Below are 25159 nucleotides of genomic sequence, written 5' to 3'. Positions count from 1 at the left end.
CTTCAAAATAATTACATCATGAACCCATCCCAAAAATTCCTCACGAAACTGGGTTTAAAAGACCCGGCGCCTGTTAGTGATCATACCAGCTGTGAGGCTCCCAACAGCCGCCGGTCTTTTTTGAAAAGGTCCACGCTGGGCGGCATTGCATTGGGTGGCATCAGTGCATTATGGCCCATTGAAGAGCTCATTGCACAAACCACGCAAAAGGTCAGCCGCTATTCCAATCCATCAGATCTCCGCATCACCGATATGCGTTATTGCATCATTCAGAACGTTGGGCGTACGCCTATTATTCGCATCGATACCAACCAGGGTATATATGGTTTGGGCGAAGTGCGTGATGGCGCCGATGAACGGTATGCATTGATGCTAAAAAGCCGCCTTCTTGATCAAAACCCCTGTAATGTAGAAATGCTGTTCAAAACGGTACGGCAGTTTGGTGGTCATGCCCGGCAGGGCGGTGGCGTATGTGCGGTGGAAATGGCCTTGTGGGACCTCTGCGGAAAAGCCTACAATGTTCCTGTATGGCAATTGCTGGGTGGCCGGTACCGCGATAAAGTACGCATTTATGCCGATACGCCCGAAGCGGCCACCTTCGATGAGTTCAAGGCCAAGATCAAACACCGGCTCGAAGACCAGGGCATGACCTGGTTGAAGATGGATATCTCTATCGGTGAAGTGAAAGATAAAGAAGGCGCCCTGGTGAACGGAAAATTCTGGGGCAGCAACCTGGCGCAATGGCGCGGTGGTTATATGGACTATGCCAATACCAAACATCCGTTTACCGCCATCCAGATAACAGAAAAAGGCCTTGACGGCATGGCGCAGATCGTACATGATGTGCGTTCGGTAGTGGGGTACGAAATTCCTATTGCGAGCGACCATTATGGTCATTTCGATCTGAACAATGCCATTCGCTGGGGTAAGAAAGTAGAACCCTACCGGCTTGCCTGGCTCGAGGACATGGTGCCCTGGGAATTCACCGATCAATACAAAAAAATGTCCGATGCGTTGGAAACACCGGTCTTAACAGGGGAGGACATCTACCTGCTAAACGGCTTCAAACCCCTGATAGATGCAGGTGCGGTTGATATCGTACATCCTGACCTCGCAACAGCCGGTGGCATCCTGGAAACAAAGCGCATTGGCGATTATGCCGAAGAAAAAGGCGTGGCCATGGCCATGCATTTTGCCGGCAGTCCGGTTTCGTTTATGGCCAATGTTCATTGTGCGGCAGCCACGCAGAATTTCCTGGCGCTGGAACACCACTCGCTCGACAATCCCTGGTGGGAAACCCTGGTAAAGACTACAGATGGCCGCAAGCTGTTCGAGAAGGGCTATGCGAATGTGCCGCTCTCAGCCCCGGGGCTGGGCATTGAGCTGGTGGAAGAAACCATCAAACAACATTTGCTGCCGGCGAATAAAACGTATTTCGCGCCAACGCCCGAATGGAACGATGTGCGGTCGCACGACAGGTTGTGGAGTTAGGCCCCCAGCCCCCTAAAGGGGATCCCCGGATCCCCCGATCATTTAAAACAAAAATGCAATGACCACTTCAAGAAGATCATTCATAACCAAAACAGCCATTGCGGCGGCTATGGCCCCGTTGGCTTCCTTATCCACTTTCGGTCAGGAATATGAGAAAGCGATAGAGCGAACGCCAAAAGCGTCACCACCTTCCAACCTGAAGATCACCGAAGTGAAGTGCGGATATATCAAAGGCAGCCTGTTTGTAAAAATATATACCAACCAGGATCTTTGGGGTTGCGGTGAAGGCGTGGACGCCATTCTGGGCACCTATCACCTGGTAAAAAATTTTGGCGAACGCATCAAAGGTAAAAGCCCGTTGAATGTGCACCGCCTGTTTGAAGACATCCGTAAATCGGGTTTCTTCCAGGGCGCCCAGTCGGGCATGTATGTGGCGGTATTGTCGGCTATTGAAACCGCCCTGTGGGACCTGGCAGGAAAAGCCCTGCAGTTGCCCGTATACCAGTTGCTGGGCGGTAAGTTCCGCGATAAAGTGCGGGTGTATTGCGACACGGCCCTGTACCAGCGAAATTTGCCAACGCCGAAAGATTTTGCCGAAGCCGCATTGACTGCAAAGAAGATGGGTTTTAATGCCATCAAGTTCGATCTGGACCAGGCGAATGATCCCAACAAGTATGATAGGTATAACTGGACCGCCGGCCCTGCCGAACTGCAACGCATGTACGATCAGCTGGCTGCTGCGCGTGAAGCAGTGGGCCCTGCTATCGACATTTGTGCAGATATGCACGGCCGTTACGACGCTGTTACGGCGGAGGCCATAGCCAAAAGGGTGGAATCGCTGAATCTCATGTGGCTCGAAGAACCCATCCCGGCCGAAAATGTAGAAGCCTATCAAAAGATCACCGCTTCAACCAGCACGCCCATCTGCGCCGGTGAGAACCATTACCTGGCCTATGGGTTCAGAAGATTGCTCGAGATCGGCGCCGTGGATATTATAATGCCCGATCTGCAAAAATGTGGCGGGCTGGGGGAGGGACAACGGATCGCCAACCTGGCGAGTTTATATTATGTGCCTTTTGCGCCGCATATGGTGGCTTCGTTCCTCGGCGCCATGGCTTCTGCCCATGTTTGTGCATCCGTGCCCAACTTCATGATCATGGAGTGGCAATCGTATTTTCATACCCAGCCTATGTTCAAAGAGATCATTAGCTATGATGGCGAATGGGTGAACAACAGTTTTATAACTGTATCCGATAAACCGGGAATTGGCGTGGAGATCAATGAAGCGGGGATGAAGAAATATGCGATCCCGGGTATGCCTTTTTTTGAATAGTACAGGATTGAGATCTATCGAAAGGTATATTGTAATTAATTGTGAAGTAAGGAAATAATAGGAAAACGAAATATGAAGTAGGAAGTACGAAGAGCGCGAACGTCTTACGTCTTATTTCCTACTTCATACCTCATATAGCTAGCACCTCAATTGTCTACTCATATCGACCTTTGGTCTACTCTTCGGACCAAATGATGCACATACGTGCTAATTTACACCGCATTGGTATATTTGATGTATGAAACCGGGGCAGCTTACTGTATCATCAAAATGGGTCCATGCGGCGGTATGGATATTATTGCTGGGCGTGCCCGGCATTATCCTTTGGGACCAAACGTTTTTTGGACTGCCGGTACAGTTTTACTTCATCACTACCCTGTATCATATCGGCCTGTTCTATTTGAACGCTTTTTACCTGTATCCCAAATTACTGAACCGGCGTACCTGGTGGCTCTATCTCATTTGCCTGCTGGCGATCGTTGTTTTCTCAGGCTTTGCCAAGGTTTTCTTTTTGCAGCTGGACCCCAATTTTCATTTCACCCCGGTGAACCGGCGCGTGATCTTTTTTCCTATCGTTCCTTTTTTGTTTGCCAGCATTATTTTCAGGCTGGTGTACGACCGTATACGATTTGAAAGAATGGAGAAAGAGGCCCGGGCGCAACGGCTCGATGCCGAACTTAAATTATTGCGATCGCAGGTGAGCCCGCATTTTTTGTTCAATATGCTCACCAATATGGTATCGCTGGCGAGGGTGCAATCCCCTTTGCTGGAACCGTCGCTGATCAGTTTGTCTGAACTGTTACGGTACATGTTATACGAAAGCAATGAAGAAAAGATCTCCATTGGCCGGGAAATTGAGCAAATAGAAAATTATATATCATTGCAGCAATTGCGTTTCGGGGAAGATGTGAAAATAACAGTACATATTCAGAACGAATATCCCGAAGGCATGATAGAACCCATGCTGCTGGTGCCGTTTATCGAAAACGCTTTCAAGCATGGCATCGGTATGGTCAGGGACCCATTCATAAAGATCTCCCTCATCGTAAAAGAACAATTGCTCACCTTTACCGTGGAGAATAATTATGATGCCGCCAACCAGTCGAAAGACAGGCATTCGGGCATTGGCCTTTCCAATGTTAAGAACAGGCTGGCCTTATTGTATGCCAACAATTACCAGTTGAACATCTCAGATCATGATGGAATATATGCTGTTCATTTAAAATGTAAATTGTTATGATGCGTTGTATTGCCGTGGATGATGAAAAATGGGTGCTTGACCTGCTGGTTGATAACATTAGCCGGGTGCCTTTTTTACAATTGGCGGGCCGTTGTAAGAACGCCCTGGAGGCCATCGAGCTGTTACATCGCGAGGAAGTGGACCTGATCTTCCTCGATATTCAAATGCCGGGATTGAACGGGATCCAATTTGTGCAGTCGTTACAGCACCCGCCCATGATCGTCTTTGTAACGGCATATAAGGAGCATGCCTGGGAAGGGTTTGAACTGGCGGCGGTAGATTACCTGCTGAAACCGGTATCGTTTGAACGGTTTTTAAAGGCCTGTAACAAGGCGCATGAATTGTTCAGGTTACAACAAAAGCCGGTTGCCACCAAAGAATTGCCGGCCTCGTTCTTTGTATATGTAGAATACAACCAGGTGAAAATAACCATTGCCGATATTCTATATATAGAAGGCATGAAAGATTATGTGAAAATATTTTTGACCACGGGTACCAAACCCGTGATCACCAAAATGAGCCTGAAAGCGCTGGAAGATAAACTACTGCCTTACCGGTTAGTGCGCATACATAAATCCTACATCATTGCGGCCGATAAAGTTACTGCATTGAAGCGCGATATCATTTGCCTCGGTAACATTGAATTACCATTGAGTGATAGTTACCGCCCTGCTGTTGAAGCATTGCTCTCCCTGAATAAGTAAGAAAGTCTACTCATACTGCCAGCTCATCTACTCTCGCCCGGTACGGCTATGCCCGGGGTGTAGCTTTGTGTCATCAAAGAGACCCTGAGCGGAGTCGAAGGGTATTATTCATTTTAAAACCTGTAATTATGTTACCATTATTCATTGTATCGAGAGTGCTTTTTATAGCGAGCATGGTATTTATTATCGGGGCTGTCTTCGGTAATTTTCTGCAACGGCGGACCCTGGCTGTTTTCAGTAAGATAGCCGCTATTCTGGTCATTGTGTTGTTTTTTGCCACCACAGGGCTGGCCATGCGCTTTGGCGGCTGGCGTGGTTATAACCATCATCGCGGTCATTATTATGAGCATTGCGATCACCAGCCTGCTGATTCCACTGTAAACCGGTAAAATAGCAATACCATGAAAGCATCAACCGAACGAAAAATAATAAGATGGTTGCACATTGTGCTGAGTATTCCCATTCTTGGTTATTTATACGGCCCACTGGCGGGTATGCCCCGCCAGGCCATGGTCGTAAAGTTGATCATTTTCCCTTTGCTGGTGATCTCAGGTCTCTGGTTATGGAAGGGGCATTTGTTGAAGAAGCGGTTGAAGAGAAGTTAAAAAATACAATAAAGGACCTGCAAAAAAAAAGAAACTGGCGAAGCATTTCTTTAAATAAAGTTGATCATTGCTGTGGCTATTTTCTTTTCAGCAGAATGATCTTGCCCTGGTAGGCTTCCTTACTTATCATAGTGATAAAGTTGGCAATTTTTCCCGTTGCCAGCTTTTTTATTTCATTTATTTGATCATCTACTTCAATGATGTCATATTTCCCTGTTAATTGAGGGCCTATGGCAATAAAACTGGTGGCCACGTTCTGCGTGTCACAATTTGAACATTGCAGGTAATAGCTTCCATAATTCACCAGGGTATGAAAGCTTTCGCTATCGCAAATATGGCAACGTAAATCCATTGTTGGTAAATATCCTTTATTCCTTTGTAATATTGATCAACGCCCTTCTGTTCTTACTTCTTCCATCAGGGTTATCGCGGCCATTGATCAGCTCCATTTCAAGCGGGCAACAGGCCCCGAATGAAGCAAAGCTGATGCGGCCGGCTGCAATGCCTTTTTGAATAAAGTAATCGGCACAGGCCCGGGCCCGGCGGTCGCTCAGTACCTTGTTGTATTCATCGCTGCCCCTGCCATCGGTATAACCGGAGATCTGCAGGGTTGTGGTGGGTAATTCTACCAGTACCTTGTAAACGGAATCGAGTTTGTTGACGGCTTCGGTTTTCAGATTGTATTTATCAAAGTCGAAGTATACGGTAACAACATTCTCGGGCCGCAATACAAACTTTTTGGCGATGTAAATATCGGTATTGAACAACTGATCTGTCAGTAGATTGCTTTCGTCGGTTTTGGTGATCGTTACCACTGCCAATGTATCATCATAGGCATCTTTGTTCACTGTAATGGTAAAACCGGTGGTAGTGTTATCAACGCTATCGAATACATAGTTGCCCGTTTCATCAGTAGTGGTGCGGGTGGTTTTTCCCGAAGGCGTGGTCAACACAATACCGGCGCCGGTTACCGGTTTATGGGTTTTGCTGTCAAATACCTGTCCGGTGAGCCGGTTGTTCTTAGGCGTTTTGTTAACGCGGTAAGTTTCAAGGCAACAGCCGGCGCCTCTGTCGGAACCGATCACGGCATCGGCCAGGAGCGCTGTTTTTTCAGGGGCATAAAAATAAACATCATCGCGTGAGGAGTTTACCGGGTAACCGAGGTTCACCGGCTGGCCCCAGGTGGTTTCACGGCCTTTGGCGGTGAACAGATCATAGCCACCCATGCCTTGCCGGCCATTGGTACTAAACACCAGTGAGCCGCTGCTGGTATGATAAAAAGGCGCCTGTTCATCACCGTCTGTATTGATGACCGCACCTGCATTCACCGGTTCACCGGCGCTGCCATCGCCCTGTAAAGGTGCGTACCAGATGTCAAAACCGCCCAAACCGCCAGGACGGTCAGATGCAAAAAATAAATACTTTCCATCAGCCGTGCAGAAGGGCTGCTTGCTGTTCGAGACATGATTATTCACCTGTTCCAGTAATTCCGCGCCCGACCAGCGGCCGTTGTTTTTCTTTATAACATAGATGGCCGATACGGTACGGCCATTCACTTTTTGCCATTGGGTAAAATAAATGCAGTTGCCATCGGGACTTACGGTGGCCGCGCCCTGGTTACTCATCAGGCCATCGGAGGGCAGGGAAAGGGCCGCGAGCTTTCCCAGGCTGTCTTTATTCAATACGGCGTAGAACAAATGACTGTTATTCGGGTTGCTTCCGGCAACGGCAGGCGAATCGGTTCTCGTACTGCTGATCAAATATCTGTTTCCGCTCACCGGCACCAGGGCGAAAGAACCTTTTTCATAACTGCCCGGCATCCTGAGTTTACGCACAGTGGTGAGGCTGGCATCGGGCCGCATCAATTGGCTGTCGATAAATCGTAAAGTTCCCCGTTCTTTTTCCACCAGTTCTGAAATCTGTTGATCCTTCGGGGTGTATCCGGTTATTTTTTCTTTTGCTTCATCATATTTTCCCAGGCTTCGTTCACATACAACGCTCCAGTATAACGCATCTGGATTACCGGTACATGCTTTATATAACGAATCGGCCTGCTCCCAGTAATTGGCCAGGCGGTAACATTCTGCCATTTGGTACAAAATGGCGCTCCGGGTATTTTTATCTATTGGCGCTTTTCTTTTGTTGGCGTATACCGGGAATGCCTGGTCTTTTTTAGGATCTTTCGGCGGGTTCAGGTATTGTTCATACAAATGAGCGGCGGTATAATATTCGCCGGCGGCATAATATTGTTTGGCCAGCTCAAGCGGGCCTTTTGCCGACTGTTTGGTTTGAGCCTGGGCAGGTAACCAGGCTGTACAAATTACCAACCAGCTTGCGCCTTTTGCCATTGATGATTGAAAGAGTGTAAATAGTCGCATAGTTGGTAATTAAAGTCTTGAACAACGGATAAAGTCCATAACGTTCCGGGTGCCGGAGCGTTTGATATAAGAAAGGCTCAGCTCAAAGCTGTTTACATTTTTTGTCATGGAACCCAGTTTCGAGGTATTGGCGTCATAACTTAAACCGATAACAAAATTCTTGTAGTCGATGCCTACAAATGGCGCCACCGCATCGTTCACCCGGTAATAACCACCCAGCATAAAATCGGTATCGGGGTTAACGTTTATTTGTCCGTATACGCCGAGTGTGGTTTCTGAGGCAGTACCCTGGCGCATGTACAAGGCATGCGGAATGATCCGGGTCCTATCTGATATAGTATAACTTACGCCGCCCTGAATGGAATAGCGTACAGGAATGGTATTTAGCTCTGTGCTTTGAATGGCAATGATGGGGTCTTTCGGTTTGTTGAGATGATAGATCGAAAAGCCGCCAAACGGATTCCATTGCTTGTTTGATGAAGCATCAAAATACAGAATGCCCGCGCCAATATCCAGCACGGTGGAATTGGTATGCGCAAAAGTTTCCGTGTATGCGCGGCTTGCCTGGTATCCGTCGATGGGGTTCCATTGTTCGCCCCACTTGAATTTTGATGTATTGACCCGGCGGTTGATGATGCCACCCTGGATGGCCATCACAATATGCTGGCTCAGGTTATTCCCGAATTTAACACCCGTATAGGCAAACGAAAACGAAGAAGTAAGGTAATTAAAACCGCCATCGCCGGCCGATTGGTTCAACACGTTCAACCCCAGCGCCACATTCTTGTTGGTGCGGGCATCGAACGAAATGCCGATGGTCCGGTAAGGATTGCTGATGCTGCTCCACTGGTTACGGAAAATGGCCGAAGCCCGGTAATCGCCATCCGAACTGCCGGCAAGCGCCGGGTTCACATACATCGGAAATGTATACTGCTGCGTAAAATGGGGATCTGTTTGTGCAATTGTTTTTATTACAGTTATAAAAAACAAACAGGCCGTGTACCAGATATATCGTTGGATGAATTTGTTAGTCATGGCTTTTGTTTTATCGCACCAGGGTTATAGAACCTTTTTTGTTTATTGTGCGTCCATCTGTGGTAACCACCTTTAATACATAAACATATACGCCTACCGGTTGTGGGCTTCCTTTGAATTTTCCATCCCAGCCCTGTGTCTTATCGGTTATTGTTACCATTCGCTGCCCCCATTGGTTAAAGATGTGCAGTTCCATGGTGGCAATGTATTTTCCGTATACAAACAGCCCGTCATTGTGCCCGTCATTATTTGGTGAGAAAACGTTAGGCACAAAAACATCCTTATTCAATGGTTTCACCGTTATCTTGTAAGTGGCCGGCGCGCCTTTGCAACCATTAATATAGGGCGTGGCAATAATAACGGCAGTTACCGAATCATTCGTCATGTTGGTGGCGGTAAACGAAGGCACCGGGCCCGAACCCGACGGCGGCAAGCCGATCGAGGGCTCTGAATTTACCCAGCCCAAACCAGCTGTAGGGATGTTTAATTCCCAGTTATAACCCGGCAGTATATCGCCATCATACACCGATGTATCCTTTCCTATACCAGTTATAACTGGTATAGGATTCACCTCGTAATAAAAAGACGTTGTATCGGCGCATTGACCGGCAGTAGGTGTAAACACATACTTTCCCGTTGTTTGATTGTCGACCACGGCGGGGCTCCAGGTGCCGGTAATGCCGTTGTTTGAAACAGCCGGTAACACCGGTGGTATTGTATTGATACAAACTGATTGGGAACGCCCGAATGTAAATGCTGGTTTAATGATGGGGTTCACCGTCATCGTGAATTTTACCGGCGGCACACAGGGGGTAGCGCTGGTAAATGTATAGGTGCCGCTTGTTGTATTGCTGACAATTGCCGGGCTCCAGGTACCGGTTACGCCATTTGATGAAGTGGTTGGTAATACCGGCGCTACATCACCTGCACAAATGGAAGCAGCGGCGCCAAAAGAAAAGGTTGGCGTAACAACCGGGTTCACCGTTACTGTAAATGTTATCGGCAACGCACAGGGATCCGAGGTAGGCGTAAAGTTATAGATGCCGCTTGCTGTATTGCTTACTACCGCGGGGCTCCAGGTACCGGTTATTCCATTTGATGAAGTGGCTGGTAACGCCGGCACTGCATCGCCTGAACAGATCGTTGCGCTGGTGCCGAAAGAAAATGCAGGCGTTGTTACCGGGTTCACCGTTACAGTCAATGTCACTGATGGCGAACAGGGGTTCGATGTGCTGTTGAATGTATAGGTACCGCTTGTTGTATTGCTTACTACTGCGGGGGTCCAGGTACCGGTTATTCCATTGGTTGAAGTAGTTGGCAAAAGCGGCGCCGTTGCCCCGGAACAGATCGATACAGCTGTACCAAAACTAAAGACTGGTGTCGTTTTCGGATAAACCGCTACTGAATAAGTTACGGATACCGCACACTGGCCGGGATCAGGCGTAAATGAATAGGTGCCGCTGTTTGTATTGCTTACCACTGCCGGGCTCCAGGTACCGGTTATTCCGTTCGTTGAAATATTTGGTAAGGTTGGCACTGCATCGCCCACACAGATCGTAGCGCTGGTGCCAAAAGAAAATGAAGGCGTAATGACCGGGTTCACTGTAACTGTATAAGTGGTGCCGGTAATACATCCTGTAATATTGGGTGTAAACACATAGGTGCCGGAATGATTGGGGTCAACCACTGCCGGGCTCCAGGTGCCGGTAATACCTTCGTTGGAGGTGTTCGTTAATATCGGTACGGGCCCGGTGCCACAAATAACAAGACTGATCCCAAATGGGAAAGTTGGTACTGTTTTGGGTCGAACCGTAATACTTATATTGACCGGCAATGCACAGCTGCCGGCTGTAGGGGTAAACGTATAGATGCCCGACTGCATGTTATTCACTACGCTCGGGGTCCAGGTTCCCGTGAAGCCATTATTCGATGTTGTGGGCAGAACGGGCGGCGTATCCCCTTCACAAATAGACGGAAAGGAAGGGAAGGTTGGGATAAATATGGGGTCACTTAAAATAACGCCACCTGTATAGGTCAATGTAGTACCACCATTCGTGAAGGAAAAACTGGTATACAAGCCTTTATTTAAACCGGTAATGGCTATGGCACCCGATGCATTGGCAACAACGGTTATTGGGCCTATTGTTACGCCGTCATCAATATAAGTTAGCTGATAGGAGGCGTTGGGCGTCAATGCACTTAAGGTAATAGACCCTTCAGAACCATTACAGGTTGTAGGGTTGGCGCTTGCCTGCAGGGTAGGAGACTGGCCATAGGAATAATTACTGCAAAGTGTAATAATTAATCCTATAAATATATAGGGTATTATAGAGGGTTTCATTTTTCTATGGGATACTAGGTATTGTTCAGGGGTTTGGTCAACTGACTCTTAAGGCCGGACTATAAACGTGAAATCTGGTAAAACTAATAAAACAGTTCAATGATGGCAACGAAAATTGATAACTGTGCACTTTTTGCCGATAAGTGCGTCATTTTGGGCAATAAGCGTGTAGCCTGCCGGGTTGCCGGAGAGTTATTCCGATAAATAATAATTTGTGCTTTAAAACGTTGAATTAGCTGAGAAAAACAATACTAACAGGCAATACTTACAGCCTTAAAATAATCCCGGTTGTGCATTTCTTTTTTAGCAACTTCATTATACCTTCACAATCAGTAAAAAGGTAAATTATACCCATGAACCGACATTTAACCCTGATTGCCGTACTCTGCCTTGGTAGCCTGTTTTCTACAGCACAGGAAAATAATCCACTTATTAATTCTGCAGAGGCAATCCAGGCCGGCGTCAAATTATATGATGATGGCAAATACAAAGAGGCGCTTAAAGAATATCAAAAAGTAAAAGCGGGCGATACCAACTATGTATGGGCGCAGTATGAAATGGCATTGACCTGTGCCACCGACAGCCAGTTTACATGGGGGATAAAGATTTGTGAGGATGCCCTGGCGGGTATCAAGGAAAGAGAACGCTGCCCCGAACTGTTGACGCAATATGGTATCCTGCTCGATTATGACGGTCAACAGGAGCGGTCATTGAAGATCTTTGATTCGGCAATAGCTGTTTATCCGGCATATACCATGTTATACGTGAGCAAAGGCACCACGCTGCTCAGGATGAAAAAATATAAGGAAGCCGAGAAAGTATTTAAACAAACATTGCTGATCAATCCATTTTCAGCAAGCGCGCATTATAAACTCGGTCTTTGTGCATTGAACCAGGGCAATATTGTTCCGGCTTATTTAAGCCTGGTGGCCAATCTTCTTATGGAACCCGAAGGCCGGTTCGCCATGAACAGCATTTCCCTGCTTGATAATATAGCCAAAGGCAAAGATGATATTGTGGAACTGGTGAACAAACGAACAGAAGAACCGGATGAAAATTTCCGCATGATTGAACAGATCGTGTTGTCGAAAATAGCCCTGGATAAAAATTATAAATCCATCATCAATCTCGATGATCCCATTTCAAGGCAGTTGCAGGTGATCTGTGAAAAACTCTCCTTCGAAGCCGGTGATAAGGATTACTGGATGCAGTTCTATGTTCCCTTTTTTAAGAAAGCGTTTGAGGAGAAACAATTCGAATACCTGGTCAACTATGCTTTTTCAGGCGTGAGTTTACCCGCCATTAAGGAATATAACAGGAAAAGGAAAAAAGATATAGAAGCGTTTACAACCGGCCTGGTTGAATACTTAAAAATAATACGCAGCACCCGTGAGTTGGATGTGGCGAAACGCACTACCAGCGGTGCATACTATCATTATGAGAACGGATCACTGATAGGAAAGGGCGCAACAACAAATAATGGCGAAAAGTTAACCGGCCCCTGGGAATTTTATTTTGCCGCAGGGAATAAAAAGGCTACCGGTTTATACAATGAAAAAGGGGAGAAGGAAGGCGACTGGAAGTATTATTATTTCAACGGACAAGTGAAAGGCGAAGAGTTTTACCGCGGTGGCAAACAGGAAGGAAAAGAGACCTACTATTTCGACCATGGCGTTGTTTCTTCGCGCGCTTCCTATAAGAACGGGGACGCCGATGGAGAGCATATCATCTATTACCGGGATGGCATCGTAAAGGCCATTGAGCAGTACCAGAATGGCAAGTTGAACGGCATCAGAAAAAGCTTTACCACAGCCGGCCTGCTGCAATCTGAAGTGAATTATGTCAATGGCGTGCAGAACGGCGGGTTCAAAACCTTTCATGCCAATGGCAAATTGGAGTCGGAAGGTAAATATGTTGATGATAAACTGAGCGGCCCCTATAAAGCCTGGTACGACGACGGCGTGGTATCGGTAACTGCCCAATACGACCAGGATAAGCCAACCGGCGAAATGAAAAAATACCATGAGAATGGCAAACTGAAAAGTGTTGAGAATTACGTGAATGGCGTGGTGGAAGGGGAATATATTTCTTATTACGACAACGGCCAGATAAATACAAAATATACCAACAAGAAAGGAAAGACCGACGGCGATATTCAGTATTATGATAAAGATGGCAAATTATATTCTACGGTAACCTTCGACAATGATAAACCGAAGGTGGCCAAATATTTTGATAAAACCGGTAAACAGATCAGTATTTCCGAGGTCTCCAAAGGAAAGCTCGACCTTACGACCTACCGGGCCGATGGCAGTAAAAAAGTGTTCACCCCATACAGCATAAAAGGAGAAGTGAATGGCACGCAGGTATTTTATTTCGGTTCCGGAAAAGAAAAAGAAACAAATACCTATGTAAACAGTGAGTTGACCGGCCCTTCCATTTCTTATTTTCCCAACGGGCAAAAAAGCATCGCTTCTACCTATTCGGCGGGTAAAAAAGACGGCTATTATATCTCCTGGTTCCTGCATGGCACCAAACAGGAAGAAGGCTGGTACGCAGCTGACGAATTGCAGGGCGAATGGCTTACTTATAACGAACAGGGCGTGGTGGTTTCCCGCACCAATTTTTTGAATGGGGAGTTGAATGGAATAAAAACCGCTTACTGGCCCAATGGAAAACTGGAATCTGAAACTCTGTACGATATGGGTACGCTGCTTGAAATGACTGAGTATGACACTACCGGCAAGGTGCTGAACAAAGTGAAACTAAAAAACGGTACCGGTAAATTCACTTCATTGTATATAACCGGTAAATTGTGCAGCGAAGGCAATTATGTAAATGGCAACCTCGAAGGTTTGTATAAACATTATTATTTCGATGGAAGTACCCAGGTGCTGCAATACTTTAAAAATGGCTTGCGCGACAGCATTTACAGATCCTATAATTATGGCGGAAAGCTGAGTGCAGAAGGGATGTACAAACTGGGCGATAAAACCGGTACCTGGAAATATTACCACGAAGACGGCTCGCTGTCACGCACAGAAGAATTTAAAGGCGGTAAGTTGCATGGCACACGTACCTACTTCTTTAAAAATGGCAAGCCCGATACGGAAATAGCTTATAAGAACGGCGACCGCGATGGGCTCTACAAAAAATACAGTGAAGAGGGCGTGCTGGTATACCAGATGCGTTATGATGAAGATGTGTTGGCAGGGTATAGCTACCTGGATAAGAACAATCAGTTAGTGCCTGAAATTCCGCTGGTGCAGGGGAATGGCGCCGTAAGATCATTTTACCCGAATGGAAATGCCGCCGTAGCAGTAGAGTATGTAGAAGGGAGCCAGCATGGCAACTATAAACTGTATCATACGAACGGAAAACTGAGCCTGGAGAATACAGAGAACTATGGCAACTCGGAAGGCCAGTTGAAAGAATATTATGCCGATGGCACGCTTCGTTCAGTATACAGTTATCTGCACGATAATACGCATGGGCCGTATAAAGAATACAATGAGAAAGGCGTATTGATAGAAGAAGGCGGTTCGTATAATGGCAATGACCATGGCGAGATCCGCTATTATGATGAGAGCGGTAAATTGAAACAAACAAGGATCTATTATTACGGAAACTTATTAAGTGTAAAATGAGAAGTGAAACAGGCCTGAAATTCTTATTGATCGCAGCCACATTGATCGCATCGAATGCAACCATTGCACAGAGTGTCGATGAGTTGAAACGTAAGTATCCCGGCGATGAAGCCGTTATGCTCAATTCATCGGCCCAGTATAAGATCAAATTAAAGGATGGGGAACCGTATGTGGAAAGCAAAGAGTCGCAACAGCTGATGTTCCTGACCGCCAATGCCGCAGCGTACCTGAGCCAGTATGGTTTTGGCCATAGCAGTTTTCATGAAGTGAAGGAATACGAGGCCTATACCCAAACGGCCGATAACAAAAAAATAAAGGTCACTAATTTCAAGACCAGCAGCAGCAATTCGTCGGGCGTTTTTTATGACGATGTAAAGGAAACCCTATTCGACTTCCCGGCCATTGGCCAGGGCGCCACCGGTAACCTGAACATGCAGGTGGTCCATAAAAAGCCCTATCTGCTTTCGCCCCATTATTTTGCCCGCAGCATTCCGGTGATCAATGATGAGCTGCGCATCTCTTTCCCGAAGGATATGTCGGTAAAATACATCCTGAAAGGACAGGATACCGATAAGATCAAATTTACGCAGGACAGCAGGGGCGGGGAGATCACCTATTCCTTTAGGGTAACCGATCAGCCGGCTGAAAAAGATTATGCCGATGCACCGGGCGTAGCTTACTATTCGCCCCATGTGGTCTTTTATATTGAGAAATATAAAAATGACAAGGGGCAGGAAATATCCTACCTGGCCGATACAAACGATCTTTTCAAACTGAACAGCAGCTTTATAAAGGATATTAACAAAACCGCAGGGCCTGAACTGAAACGGCTCGTTGACTCCCTGACAACCGGCGTTTCGTCGCAGGAAGAAAAAGCCCGGCGCATCTACAGCTGGGTGCAGAACAATATCAAGTATGTGGCATTTGAAGACGGCATGGAAGGGTTTGTTCCGCGTGATGCCAACTTTGTTTGCAGCCGCCGTTTCGGCGATTGCAAGGATATGGCCAGCATCCTGACCCTGATGTTGAATACGGCCGGGGTACCAGCCTATCATACCTGGATAGGTACCCGCTCCCTGCCATATACTTACCGCGAAACACCGCTGCCAATTGTCGACAATCATATGATCTGCGCCATTCAATTAAAGAAAGGAGAATTCACTTTCCTCGATGGCACCGACCCTACCTGTGTATTTGGCATTCCTTCCGGCCATATTCAGGATAAGGAAGCGCTGATAGCACTGGAAGATGGCAGGTACACCATTGCCAAAGTGCCTTCACCGCCCAAGGAAACCAACCAGCTGGTTGATTCCTGTTTTCTGCAGCTGACCGACAAAGGGATCACCGGCAGCATAAATATTCATTTGAGCGGCTATTATGCCATGAACACCAACGCCACGCTGAATTATATCAATGGAAAGGAGAAGGACAAATACATGCGGGCGCGCTTCTCGCGCGGTTCCAACAAATTTCAGCTCATCAGCTATGAAACCGGCGACCGCAGCGATAAGAACAACATTGCATTAAGCGGAAAATTCGAGTTGCAGGATTATGCCCGCCGCATTGGCGACGAATGGTACCTGAACATCAACCTGCTGAAATTATATGAACACGAAGAGATCGATTATCCCAAACGCAAAATGCCGGTGGAATACGATTTCCGGTTCATAAAAAAATACGTGACCGTACTCACCATACCCGATGGCTATAAAGTGAGCTATTTGCCACAAAGCAATTCGTTCAAAAACGATGTGTGGGGCTTTACCATGAACTATGAGCAAAAAGGGAACACGATCGTCCTTAGCCAGGAGTTTTACAACGATCACCTGTTGCTGACAGCAGATATGTTCAAAGCCTGGAACGAAGTACTGGAACATCTTTTTCCCCTGTATAAAGAATCTATCAGTCTTTCAAAAAAATAGACCTTACATGTTACATTGGAATAAACAAGTAATAGCCGCCTGTTTCCTGGTATGTAGCGTACCGGTATTGGCCCAAACGGCTCCGGCCATTGAACAGGAGCAATGGAATGGCCAGCCAACGATACAAACCCCCGATGCCAGATACAGCAGTGAATCGGCCGTCATCCTTTTCGAAAAACGGCGCATAGAATATATTGATGAAAAAACCGACCTGGCGTCTTATAAAACCTTTCACACCCGCATTCATATAAACGACGACAAGGGAATTGAAAGTTTCAACAAGATCTACCTGCCGGTAAATAATAACGCCGATATCGTTGACATCAGGGCCCGTACCATATTGCCCGGCGGCAAGGTCATTGACCTGGATAAAAAGAATATCAAAGACATGCAGGAAGATGATCAGCTGTACAAGATCTTTGCCATGGAAGGGTTGGTGAAAGACTGTGAAATTGAATACTATTATACCTATAAGGCCAATGTGTCGTTCTTTGGCCGCGACGTGATACAACGGCATTTTCCTGTGCTGGATGAAAAGGTGGAAGTGGTATCGCCGGCCCGCCTGATCTTCGAAGCAAAAGGATATAATGAGGTGAACGCGCCTGTTGATACGGTCCTTGGCACCAAACGGTTCATCACCGTTCATCAGCAAAATATACCCGGCGCTGTAGATGAAAAATACGCAACGCTCACTGCCAACCTGAAACGGGTAGAATATAAATTATCATATAACAAAAGCAACCAGACCGATAGCCGGCTGTTTACCTGGAATGAACTGGCCAAACGGGCTTATTCCATTTATGCCACGTATACCGATAAAGAACTGAAAAAGGTTGATGGATTAATAAGCAGCAATGGCTGGAAGAACACCGGCAATGAAGCCGCGGTTGTAATAGCAGTTGAACATTACCTGAAGACGAACATCAGCACCCGCGAAGATATTGCCGACGATAATGCGGAAAACCTGGAATGGATCATTAAGAATAAAATTGCCAGTTACCGCGGCATTGTACGCCTATACGGCGCCATCTTTAAAGAGCTGGCCGTAAATTATGAGTTCGTAATGTGCGGTTCGCGCGATGATTTTTCGGTTGATAGATCATTTGAGAACTGGAACAACTGCGATAACCAGCTGATCTATTTTGCAAAACTGAATAAATATATTGCCCCAACTTTATTGCAAATGCGTTACCCGCTCATCGATCCATCGTGGGTGGGCACCAATGGCATACATTGTAAAGGCACGGTGATCGGTAATTTTGCCACAGCGGTTGCGTTTATTCGCCCGGTAGCAGGAGAAGACTATACCCGTAGCGGCAATAATATTGAAGCAAAGATCCGGTTGAATAAAACCCTCGATACCCTGGTTGTAAACAGCCGCCAGTTGTATTCGGGCTATTCGGCCGTGTACTACCGCACCAGCTTTAACTTCACCTCAGAAGAAAAACAGCGGTTGTTGCTGAAAGAGCTGGTGAAATTTGGAACCAGTTCAGAACAGGTGGTTTCCTCAAAGATCGAGAACAAGGAAATGGAAAGCTACCAGGATAACAAACCATTTATACTCGATATGGTGGTAAATGCCAGTGAGCTGGTTGAGAAGGCCGGTAACAAGATCCTGGTAAAGATCGGCGAGATCATTGGGCCCCAGGTAGAGATGTACCAGGAAAAGCCCCGCCAGTATGGGATGGATGTAAATTATCCGCATGTGCTCGACCGCACCATCGAATTCACCATCCCCGACGGATACAAGGTAAAGAACGCCGACGATCTTAAAATGAGTAAAGTGTATAAAGATAATGATGAGCTCGCCATGGGTTTTGAATCGACGTATACCCAGGAAGGCAATGTGATCAAAGTGCATGTGGTAGAGCAGTACCGGAAGATCCAATACCCATTGGCCTGGTACGAAGACTTCAAGAAGATCATCAATGCCGCAGCGGATTTCAATAAAGTAACGCTGGTGCTGGAGGCGAAATAAGAAGTAAGAAGTAAGAAGTAAGAAGTAAGAAGTAAGAAGTAAGAAGTAAGAGGTAAGAAGATCCTGTATTTCCTACTTCTTACTTCCTACTTCGTATTATTAAAAAGTAAGAAGTAAGATACAAAGGGTGGGCCCTCTTTCAAAGAGAGCTCACCCTTTGTATTAATATACGGTTACCCGCTCCAGTAATACCGGAACCAGCGCTGTTAATTTTACCGGCAGTCAATTTTATTTAATCATCTAAAACTCAAGTCACATGAGTAAAAAAAATTTATTCTCCCTTATGGCCGTACTGGCCATAAGCTTTGCCGCGTGTAAAAAAACGGGCACCACCGAAACACCGCAACAGGATGATAATGCTGCAAAGGTATATGCGTACATCCTTGACCTGGGCTTTCCCGCCAGCCAGATCGTTGAAAAACCTGGCGAGTTCATTGTAGAGGAAGATATCGTATTCTCCAAGAATATGATTGTGCCGGCTGAAAAGGTTAAGCCCGAGCAGTATTACACCGGCAGCCTGGTTAACAGCACCAAAGTAACAAACATTAGATTAAAGGTAGATGCGTCCATGACCTCGATGCAATCTGAAATTAATTCGGCCATCAGCCAATGGAACAGCGTGTCTGGCTGCCGTATTCACTGGACGGTGGTTACCGGAACCTCTTATGATGTACTGATTGTAAACTACAACCTGGGAACGGGCGTATGCGGACAGGGTACTTTCCCTTCTGGCGGAAATGCCGGTGGTACTATCCGGATCAACAAAAACTACATTGCCGGAAATAGCTTTGCACAACGGGCACGTACTATTTGTCATGAAATGGGCCATAACGTTTCATTCAGGCATACCAACTGGGCAGCAATTGGCGAGTCTTCTGCTACTGCTGTGCCAGGGGTAGGGGGTACCGATGCGTCATCGATCATGAACGGCGGTCAATGCGGAAGCGGGGCTACGGTGTTATCAACGAAAGACAAGCAGGCTGCTGCGGTTTTATATCCGCTGTAGTGTGTAAATGATCACGTTGACCTGTAAGGTGCACCGCAGCAATTTACGGGGCTGGTTGGCCCATGTGCACCTGACAGGTCAACCTTTTGCAGGTTGGCTTATAAAGCGCAGGTTAAATCCACCCTGGCATTCATAGTAATAACTTCTACGGTCTTTGCAATAAGCGATCGGCGCTCCCTGTTCCTTCATGAACGACAGGTATTCATACAACAGACTTTCAGAAATATGAAGCCGTTGCGCCAGTTGTTTGGGCGTTCCGGTACCCCTCACGCGAATAAGGCGGTCGATGTTTTGTAAACGGTTGAAATAATGTTTTGGCATATTTTGAATATTACGTCTTTCTGGAATAAGAAGTAGCACATAAGTGATTACCCGCACTAATAATAGAAATCATCTATCCCTTACCGTTGTTTACCTTTGTCTGAATATCCCACAAACTTTCCCGGTTCCCAAATTATAGATTATAATCCTGATTTGGGACGTTTTCCCGCAGAATACCCACTTGCCAGTTGAGCACAGCTGAATTTATTTTAACTACTAAGGTTTTTTTATTTGACTGTATTTGAAAGGTTTATAGGTGTGAGTTGTGCAAATGGCATGCTGGAAACCGTTCCGTGCCAAAAACAGGTATGCCGTTGGAAACAGTTACCATGAATTCAGCAAACAAAAAAAGTTTACCTTATGAAACAGATCTACACCCTCATCGCAATCCTCTTCATCACATTTTCTGCAGCAGCGCAGTCAAGAACCCTTATTACATTTACCGCTTCATCGGGCGACTGGTCAAAGGCTTCCAACTGGAGCCTGAACCGTATTCCGCAGTCTAATGACTCAATAGTGATCCCGCAATCAAAGAGCGTGAGTTTCGATAAACCCGATACACTGGCCAATGTATATATTAAAGTGATGGGCGTGTTGACCATCCAAAAGAAAATGAGATTGAGCATTACCTCGGTTATTGAACTGTCAGCAACCGGTAGCATCAAGGCTGATGGCGCTCAACGCAATGTGGAGCAGGTTACGATAGATGGTGTACTTAAATATGATGAAAATGCACCTGCCATTCAATCCGGACTCGGTTATGCATCCAAAGCTTCGGGCATTTCCCCCAATGGTTTTAATTTAAGCATTTTGCCTGTAGTCTTTAACAGCTTTTATATAACAAGAAATAATAACAACGTTATACTGAACTGGAGCACTGCCCAGGAATTGAACAACAACAGTTTTGAAGTGCAACGGAGTTTTGATGGCAGCAATTGGTCGGTAATGGCCATCGTACTGGGCGCAGGAAATTCGAACACAGTACAACAATACAGTTTTACCGATAAGAATATGACCGCGGGGGTGGCTTACTATCGCATCAGGCAGGTTGATATGAACGGTCAGTTTGAATATACAACCACAAAGAGCATCAAAGCAACTGAAGCTGCACCGGCTACCCGCATTTATGCCAGCAACAATACGGTGAACATTGAGTTCAATAAAGAAGTAAAAAATCCCATCACCATACGCATAATAAGCATGAATGGACAGGTAAAAGCACAACGCGACCAACAGCAGGCTGCCTACCGTATTACCATGCCGGTAAATAATTTGAAAGGAGTATACGTGGTACAATTGAATGATAATGCAGGATGGAATGAAGTAAGAAAAGTAATTTTTTGATCAGGGTACGTTTCATTGAGTGTTTGCATTTCCCTTCCGGTTCGCCGGGAGGGTTTTTTGTTTTATTGACTTTAACGAAGGCGAGCTGAAGGGGAGAGCGGTTGGCTAAAATAAAAAACCACATGCCTTGTGACATGTGGTTTCAAAGAATTTTATTACGGTTGCTTATTTCTTCTTTTTAAAAGATTCTGGTAATCCATGTTTCTTTAAAAACTTAATAGCATCTTCAGCCTTTTTCTTAAAGACGGGATCGTTACTATAATCCCTCAATTTCTTGACGATTGTAATATTATTTATTTGATCCTTTTTTATAGATGCTGCTGGCATAAAACCTCATTTTCGATTAATTCAAAATTACAATATTTATTTGAGCCTCACCAGAAAAGCCTGGTAATTCTGTAGTTTTTCAAAGGGGTGCCAATCGTCGTTCATATACCCCTCTACCACAAATATTTGACTGATTTCGTGTAAGTTAGCAAAAATTCCTATTTGATAAAGTCTTGTCCTGGCTTGCGTGCTCCCTTTAGCAAAGATCCTTGCATCAGGATAATGGGTTATGAAGTCCAAAACAGCAGATGCCACCGTTGCCATCACTTTATCCCGGTCATGGTTATTACTTCTGGCTTTATCATCAATTCCCTGCTCGTTCTCATTCCAATCACCAAACGCCAGGTTAAATAGATTTTCTTCTACTTCCTGAAAATATATTACTTTCTTAATAGTACCATTTGGACCTTCACTTAAGAATTCATATGTCCGGTGTTCATTGGTTGATATTACAGGATATTTTTTAAGGTTCATTTCTTATGTATAGAAAAGGCGCTTTCTTGTTTGAAAGTTCAGAGTTAACAATAAAAAATATGCGGGGGGAATCTTTATTAGAATGGTTGGAATGGGAAAGATACAAAACTGTTTTGGGATAGGCAAAAAGGATATATTTATTCTGATAGAAAACATTCTATCATAAAACGTTTAACATTCCCATAACCCCTTATCCTTATCTTAGCAACTTTGATTAAACTTACGCTTATGATACGCACCTTCTTTGTTGCCGGGCTATGTGTTGTTTTGACCTCTTTTCTGTTCATTGATATAAACGATTTGCCCATCAATAAGATCCAGGTGATAGGGTCGCACAATAGTTACAAACAGGCTATTGATCCGCCTTTGTTCAACCTACTTAAAAAGGAGGATTCTGCACTGGCCCGTCATATCGACTACAGTCATATTCCCATAACAGACCAGTTGAACCTGGGACTGCTGAACCTTGAAATAGATATCTATGCCGATACAAAAGGTGGCAAATACGCGCACCCGAAAGGGCTCGAGTGGGAAGGGCATGCCAGCAATTTACCACCCTACGATCCCGGCGGCATAATGAAAGAACCGGGTTTTAAAGTGTTGCATATCCAGGATATTGATTTCAGGAACCATTGTCTCACCTTCAGGAATTGTTTGCAACAGCTTAAACAATGGTCCGATGCGCACAAAGATCATTATCCGGTCTTCATTACCATGAATGCCAAAGACGATACCATCAAAAAGCCTGATTTCACCATACCCGAAAAATTTACGCCGGCTATATACGATCAGCTGGATAGCACCATTGCGCATGACCTCGGTATGCAACATGTACTTACCCCCGATGAAGTAAGAGGCAGTTATGCAACGCTTGAAGAAGCGGTGCTGAAAGGCAACTGGCCTTTGCTGAAAAACGCCAGGGGTAAATTTATTTTCATCCTCGATGAAAAAGGGGATAAAGTAAAGGACTATGTACAGGGACATACATCTTTACAAAAACGCCTGCTATTTGTGAATGCGAAGCCGGGTTCGCCCGAAGCGGCGATCCTGATCATGAACGATGCCATAAAAGATGGAAAAGCCATAAAGAAACTGGTGAAAAAAGGATATATAGTACGTACCCGAGCAGATGCTGATACCGAAGAAGCCCGTAGAAATGATAAGAGCCGGTTCTTCGCAGCCTGCCAGTCGGGCGCGCAGATCATAACGACCGACTATTATGCGAAGAGCACGCATTTCCCTTCTGATTACATGATCAGTTTTGATGGCGGGAAATATTTAAGAGAGAATCCGGTGATAAAGTAATTGTTAGATATTCCAGGTTTTTATGGTGCCGTCATACGAAGCGCTGAGCAGGGTATGGTTGTTCAAATACGATGAGGTCGCCCTGTTTGGGAATATAGGAGGCCCACACCTCATCGGTCTCTTTTGTTTTGAAGAATAAGGTTCGTCCGCCCGTGAATTCTGTGGCGTTGTGTTTGTCTTTATGACGATCGACTTACAATTTTGTTAGTCTCTTACATTAATTACAGGTGCCATAAAATTAACTGCTGCAAATTACTTTTGACAGCAAATTAATTACAATAGTATGGATTTGTATTTGAAAGGAAAAACAGCAGTGGTCACCGGCGCCAGTCAGGGTATGGGCCGCGCCATAACAAAAGAACTGGCATTGGAAGGGGTAAAAGTACTGGCAGTAGCGAGAAACGAAAATTTATTGAATGAACTAAAGGAGGAAGTGGTTGCAGCGGGTGGGGTAGAGCCGGTTACGCTGGTGCAGGATCTTATAGCCATGGATGCGCCGCAAAAAATAGCAGCAGCAGCGCTGGCTGAGTTAGGGAATGTTGATCTGCTTATTAACAATGCAGGCCGAAGCCGTCCGCTCGATGTAGTGGGACCCGAAGAAGAATGGCAGGCCGCACTCACGCTCGACTTCGACCGGCACCGGCAGCTGACGCAACAACTGTTACCACATTTTATGGAACGGAAGCAGGGTTCCATCCTGAATATTATCAGTACCTACGAATTGCGGACCATCAATGCCTCGGCCGTTTTTAAAGCAAGCGTGGTGGCATGGTCGAAACAGCTGGCAGGGGAGTTGGGCCGTTTGGGCATCAGGGTAAATTGCCTGCAACCCGGATTGATCGATACCGAGAACATCCGCCGGTTCTTCCCGGGCGATGAACGCCGCAATTTTGCAGAACGCGAGATCCCGTTAGGTGATTTTGGTGAATCGCAAGACGTTGCCAATATGGCTATCTTCCTGTTATCGCCCCGGGCGAGGTACATTACCGGAACAGTTGCGGTAGTAGATGGCGGCTGGCGGCATTATGCGTTTTGATGCGCATAGTTTAGGCGCGCTGAAAATTTCTGCCGTAACAACAGGTACCTATAGCCGGGTACCTGTTGTTATGGCAAATCCTATTACCGGGTTACTGACCGGTGTGTCGATCACTGTTACTGATTAATTACCCCCACTACATTGCTTGGCTGGTCGCGCCGCCACTGCAGCGGGGTGAGCCCGAATTCATTTTTGAACGATTTTATCAAAGCGCTCTTGTCCTTGAAGCCTGTTTCCTGGGCAATGGTCTTTAAAGGTTTATCCTCCATCAGAAGGCCTTTGACTTTATTCCACAGCAATCCATACCGGAACCGGAAAGCGCCCGTATGAAATAGATACTTGAAACCTGCTTTTAATTTTTTTTCGGGAATGTCGACCAGTTCGGCCAATTCCGGGATGGTATAATGATGCTCTATCCTGTCGGTAATGATCCTGGCGGCATCGTGGATCTTATCCAGATCCTTTACGGATAAGTGAATCTGATACATGGAAAAGGTTTAATTGATTTATTAACTCCCTTCGTAAGGGCTAATGAAGGAAAATTAATGAATCCGCCAAATTTGCCGTTATGAAATCAGGAATAAATTTTGGCGCGTGATCAGTGACCAGTAACCGAACATGGGCCTGAGTGTCACGGTATTGCATCAATCAGATTGAATTACAGTGAAATTG

At 45.9% G+C, this 25159-nt stretch carries 21 protein-coding genes; 13 read left to right on the top strand and 8 right to left on the bottom strand.

The features are described 5' to 3' along the window. Nucleotides 1-18 precede the first annotated feature (18 nt). The 6 genes from A3860_RS39270 to A3860_RS39245 all read left to right on the top strand — a co-directional run bounded on the left by A3860_RS39270 (nucleotide 19) and on the right by A3860_RS39245 (nucleotide 5373). Entirely contained in the window at nucleotides 19-1491 is a 1473-nt protein-coding gene (locus A3860_RS39270; RefSeq protein WP_143774481.1) for a mandelate racemase/muconate lactonizing enzyme family protein, read from the top strand. A 58-nt stretch (nucleotides 1492-1549) separates the two neighbouring features. Next, nucleotides 1550-2824: a mandelate racemase/muconate lactonizing enzyme family protein gene (locus A3860_RS39265; RefSeq protein ID WP_081156061.1), complete on the top strand. Its 1275-nt coding sequence runs from the start codon at nucleotides 1550-1552 to the stop codon at nucleotides 2822-2824. A 238-nt stretch (nucleotides 2825-3062) separates the two neighbouring features. After that, on the top strand, nucleotides 3063-4064 hold the full coding sequence (locus tag A3860_RS39260; protein ID WP_081156060.1) for a sensor histidine kinase: 1002 nt from the start codon (nucleotides 3063-3065) through the stop codon (nucleotides 4062-4064). Beyond that, a complete protein-coding gene (locus tag A3860_RS39255) occupies nucleotides 4061-4768 on the top strand; it encodes a LytR/AlgR family response regulator transcription factor (RefSeq protein ID WP_081156059.1) in 708 nt (235 codons plus the stop codon). Before A3860_RS39260 ends, A3860_RS39255 begins: the two co-directional genes overlap by 4 nt. A 128-nt stretch (nucleotides 4769-4896) precedes the next feature. After that, nucleotides 4897-5157, top strand: a complete 261-nt coding sequence (locus A3860_RS39250) for a hypothetical protein (protein WP_081156058.1) — start codon at nucleotides 4897-4899, stop codon at nucleotides 5155-5157. A 12-nt stretch (nucleotides 5158-5169) separates the two neighbouring features. After that, the gene (locus A3860_RS39245) at nucleotides 5170-5373 is read left to right on the top strand and encodes a hypothetical protein (RefSeq protein ID WP_081156057.1); all 204 of its coding nucleotides are present in this window, start codon (nucleotides 5170-5172) and stop codon (nucleotides 5371-5373) included. 76 nt (nucleotides 5374-5449) lie between these two features. Here A3860_RS39245 and A3860_RS39240 read toward each other — a convergent pair whose 3' ends face one another. Genes A3860_RS39240 through A3860_RS39225 form a run of 4 tightly spaced genes read right to left on the bottom strand, consistent with a single transcriptional unit; the run spans nucleotide 5450 to nucleotide 11127 of the window. Beyond that, the gene (locus tag A3860_RS39240) at nucleotides 5450-5725 is read right to left on the bottom strand and encodes a hypothetical protein (RefSeq protein WP_081156056.1); all 276 of its coding nucleotides are present in this window, start codon (nucleotides 5723-5725) and stop codon (nucleotides 5450-5452) included. 16 nt (nucleotides 5726-5741) lie between these two features. Further along, nucleotides 5742-7751 carry an OmpA family protein gene (locus A3860_RS39235; RefSeq protein ID WP_081156055.1) on the bottom strand — a complete coding sequence of 670 codons (2010 nt, stop codon included), beginning with the start codon at nucleotides 7749-7751 and terminating at the stop codon, nucleotides 5742-5744. A gap of 9 nt (nucleotides 7752-7760) precedes the next feature. Continuing rightward, nucleotides 7761-8786, bottom strand: a complete 1026-nt coding sequence (locus tag A3860_RS39230) for a PorP/SprF family type IX secretion system membrane protein (protein WP_081156054.1) — start codon at nucleotides 8784-8786, stop codon at nucleotides 7761-7763. Nucleotides 8787-8796: 10 nt separating this feature from the next. Next, a complete protein-coding gene (locus tag A3860_RS39225; RefSeq protein WP_081156053.1) occupies nucleotides 8797-11127 on the bottom strand; it encodes a gliding motility-associated C-terminal domain-containing protein in 2331 nt (776 codons plus the stop codon). 353 nt (nucleotides 11128-11480) lie between these two features. On the opposite strand from A3860_RS39225, the gene A3860_RS39220 reads away from it, so the two are divergent. The 4 genes from A3860_RS39220 (at nucleotide 11481) to A3860_RS39205 (ending at nucleotide 19680) form a co-directional block, all read left to right on the top strand. Further along, nucleotides 11481-14774: a toxin-antitoxin system YwqK family antitoxin gene (locus A3860_RS39220; RefSeq protein ID WP_081156052.1), complete on the top strand. Its 3294-nt coding sequence runs from the start codon at nucleotides 11481-11483 to the stop codon at nucleotides 14772-14774. After that, nucleotides 14771-16696, top strand: coding sequence for a transglutaminase domain-containing protein (locus tag A3860_RS39215; RefSeq protein WP_081156051.1), 1926 nt, complete (start codon nucleotides 14771-14773; stop codon nucleotides 16694-16696). The genes A3860_RS39220 and A3860_RS39215 overlap by 4 nt, the downstream gene beginning before the upstream one ends. Nucleotides 16697-16703: 7 nt before the next feature. Next, nucleotides 16704-18674 (top strand): DUF3857 domain-containing protein, encoded by a 1971-nt coding sequence (locus A3860_RS39210; RefSeq protein WP_081156050.1) that lies wholly within the window; start codon nucleotides 16704-16706, stop codon nucleotides 18672-18674. Between the two features lie 256 nt (nucleotides 18675-18930). Further along, nucleotides 18931-19680 (top strand): M57 family metalloprotease, encoded by a 750-nt coding sequence (locus tag A3860_RS39205; protein WP_081156049.1) that lies wholly within the window; start codon nucleotides 18931-18933, stop codon nucleotides 19678-19680. Nucleotides 19681-19758: 78 nt separating this feature from the next. Here the strand turns inward: A3860_RS39205 and A3860_RS39200 are convergent, their stop codons facing one another. Beyond that, nucleotides 19759-20001: an HTH domain-containing protein gene (locus A3860_RS39200; RefSeq protein WP_081156048.1), complete on the bottom strand. Its 243-nt coding sequence runs from the start codon at nucleotides 19999-20001 to the stop codon at nucleotides 19759-19761. Nucleotides 20002-20361: 360 nt separating this feature from the next. Between A3860_RS39200 and A3860_RS39195 the strand changes: the two genes are divergently transcribed. Further along, the gene (locus A3860_RS39195) at nucleotides 20362-21345 is read left to right on the top strand and encodes a T9SS type A sorting domain-containing protein (protein WP_081156047.1); all 984 of its coding nucleotides are present in this window, start codon (nucleotides 20362-20364) and stop codon (nucleotides 21343-21345) included. 165 nt (nucleotides 21346-21510) lie between these two features. Here A3860_RS39195 and A3860_RS41450 read toward each other — a convergent pair whose 3' ends face one another. Beyond that, nucleotides 21511-21672, bottom strand: coding sequence for a hypothetical protein (locus A3860_RS41450; RefSeq protein WP_158085500.1), 162 nt, complete (start codon nucleotides 21670-21672; stop codon nucleotides 21511-21513). A 36-nt stretch (nucleotides 21673-21708) separates the two neighbouring features. Beyond that, nucleotides 21709-22146, bottom strand: coding sequence for a DUF6934 family protein (locus A3860_RS39190; protein WP_081156046.1), 438 nt, complete (start codon nucleotides 22144-22146; stop codon nucleotides 21709-21711). A 228-nt stretch (nucleotides 22147-22374) separates the two neighbouring features. Between A3860_RS39190 and A3860_RS39185 the strand changes: the two genes are divergently transcribed. Continuing rightward, nucleotides 22375-23451 carry a phosphatidylinositol-specific phospholipase C1-like protein gene (locus A3860_RS39185; protein WP_081156045.1) on the top strand — a complete coding sequence of 359 codons (1077 nt, stop codon included), beginning with the start codon at nucleotides 22375-22377 and terminating at the stop codon, nucleotides 23449-23451. 283 nt (nucleotides 23452-23734) lie between these two features. After that, nucleotides 23735-24487: an SDR family NAD(P)-dependent oxidoreductase gene (locus tag A3860_RS39180; RefSeq protein WP_081156044.1), complete on the top strand. Its 753-nt coding sequence runs from the start codon at nucleotides 23735-23737 to the stop codon at nucleotides 24485-24487. 116 nt (nucleotides 24488-24603) lie between these two features. Here A3860_RS39180 and A3860_RS39175 read toward each other — a convergent pair whose 3' ends face one another. Further along, the gene (locus A3860_RS39175) at nucleotides 24604-24975 is read right to left on the bottom strand and encodes a helix-turn-helix domain-containing protein (protein ID WP_081156043.1); all 372 of its coding nucleotides are present in this window, start codon (nucleotides 24973-24975) and stop codon (nucleotides 24604-24606) included. Between the last annotated feature and the right edge of the window lie 184 nt (nucleotides 24976-25159).

Origin of the sequence: Niastella vici (assembly GCF_002077945.1) — a bacterium.
Lineage (GTDB): Bacteria > Bacteroidota > Bacteroidia > Chitinophagales > Chitinophagaceae > Niastella > Niastella vici.
Note: the sequence above shows the minus strand (reverse complement) of the source record. Positions and strands in the feature narration are given on the sequence as shown.

Bases quoted from the DNA above. Each gene is read 5' to 3' on its own strand.
- A3860_RS39180 (WP_081156044.1), top strand. From the start codon at position 23,735: ATGGATTTGTATTTGAAAGGAAAAACAGCAGTGGTCACCGGCGCCAGT.
- A3860_RS39255 (WP_081156059.1), top strand. From the start codon at position 4,061: ATGATGCGTTGTATTGCCGTGGATGATGAAAAATGGGTGCTTGACCTG.
- A3860_RS39190 (WP_081156046.1), bottom strand. From the start codon at position 22,146: ATGAACCTTAAAAAATATCCTGTAATATCAACCAATGAACACCGGACA.
- A3860_RS39200 (WP_081156048.1), bottom strand. From the start codon at position 20,001: ATGCCAAAACATTATTTCAACCGTTTACAAAACATCGACCGCCTTATT.
- A3860_RS41450 (WP_158085500.1), bottom strand. From the start codon at position 21,672: ATGCCAGCAGCATCTATAAAAAAGGATCAAATAAATAATATTACAATC.
- A3860_RS39270 (WP_143774481.1), top strand. From the start codon at position 19: ATGAACCCATCCCAAAAATTCCTCACGAAACTGGGTTTAAAAGACCCG.
- A3860_RS39175 (WP_081156043.1), bottom strand. From the start codon at position 24,975: ATGTATCAGATTCACTTATCCGTAAAGGATCTGGATAAGATCCACGAT.
- A3860_RS39250 (WP_081156058.1), top strand. From the start codon at position 4,897: ATGTTACCATTATTCATTGTATCGAGAGTGCTTTTTATAGCGAGCATG.
- A3860_RS39205 (WP_081156049.1), top strand. From the start codon at position 18,931: ATGAGTAAAAAAAATTTATTCTCCCTTATGGCCGTACTGGCCATAAGC.
- A3860_RS39225 (WP_081156053.1), bottom strand. From the start codon at position 11,127: ATGAAACCCTCTATAATACCCTATATATTTATAGGATTAATTATTACA.
- A3860_RS39235 (WP_081156055.1), bottom strand. From the start codon at position 7,751: ATGCGACTATTTACACTCTTTCAATCATCAATGGCAAAAGGCGCAAGC.
- A3860_RS39265 (WP_081156061.1), top strand. From the start codon at position 1,550: ATGACCACTTCAAGAAGATCATTCATAACCAAAACAGCCATTGCGGCG.
- A3860_RS39240 (WP_081156056.1), bottom strand. From the start codon at position 5,725: ATGGATTTACGTTGCCATATTTGCGATAGCGAAAGCTTTCATACCCTG.
- A3860_RS39245 (WP_081156057.1), top strand. From the start codon at position 5,170: ATGAAAGCATCAACCGAACGAAAAATAATAAGATGGTTGCACATTGTG.
- A3860_RS39185 (WP_081156045.1), top strand. From the start codon at position 22,375: ATGATACGCACCTTCTTTGTTGCCGGGCTATGTGTTGTTTTGACCTCT.
- A3860_RS39220 (WP_081156052.1), top strand. From the start codon at position 11,481: ATGAACCGACATTTAACCCTGATTGCCGTACTCTGCCTTGGTAGCCTG.
- A3860_RS39260 (WP_081156060.1), top strand. From the start codon at position 3,063: ATGAAACCGGGGCAGCTTACTGTATCATCAAAATGGGTCCATGCGGCG.
- A3860_RS39210 (WP_081156050.1), top strand. From the start codon at position 16,704: ATGTTACATTGGAATAAACAAGTAATAGCCGCCTGTTTCCTGGTATGT.
- A3860_RS39215 (WP_081156051.1), top strand. From the start codon at position 14,771: ATGAGAAGTGAAACAGGCCTGAAATTCTTATTGATCGCAGCCACATTG.
- A3860_RS39195 (WP_081156047.1), top strand. From the start codon at position 20,362: ATGAAACAGATCTACACCCTCATCGCAATCCTCTTCATCACATTTTCT.
- A3860_RS39230 (WP_081156054.1), bottom strand. From the start codon at position 8,786: ATGACTAACAAATTCATCCAACGATATATCTGGTACACGGCCTGTTTG.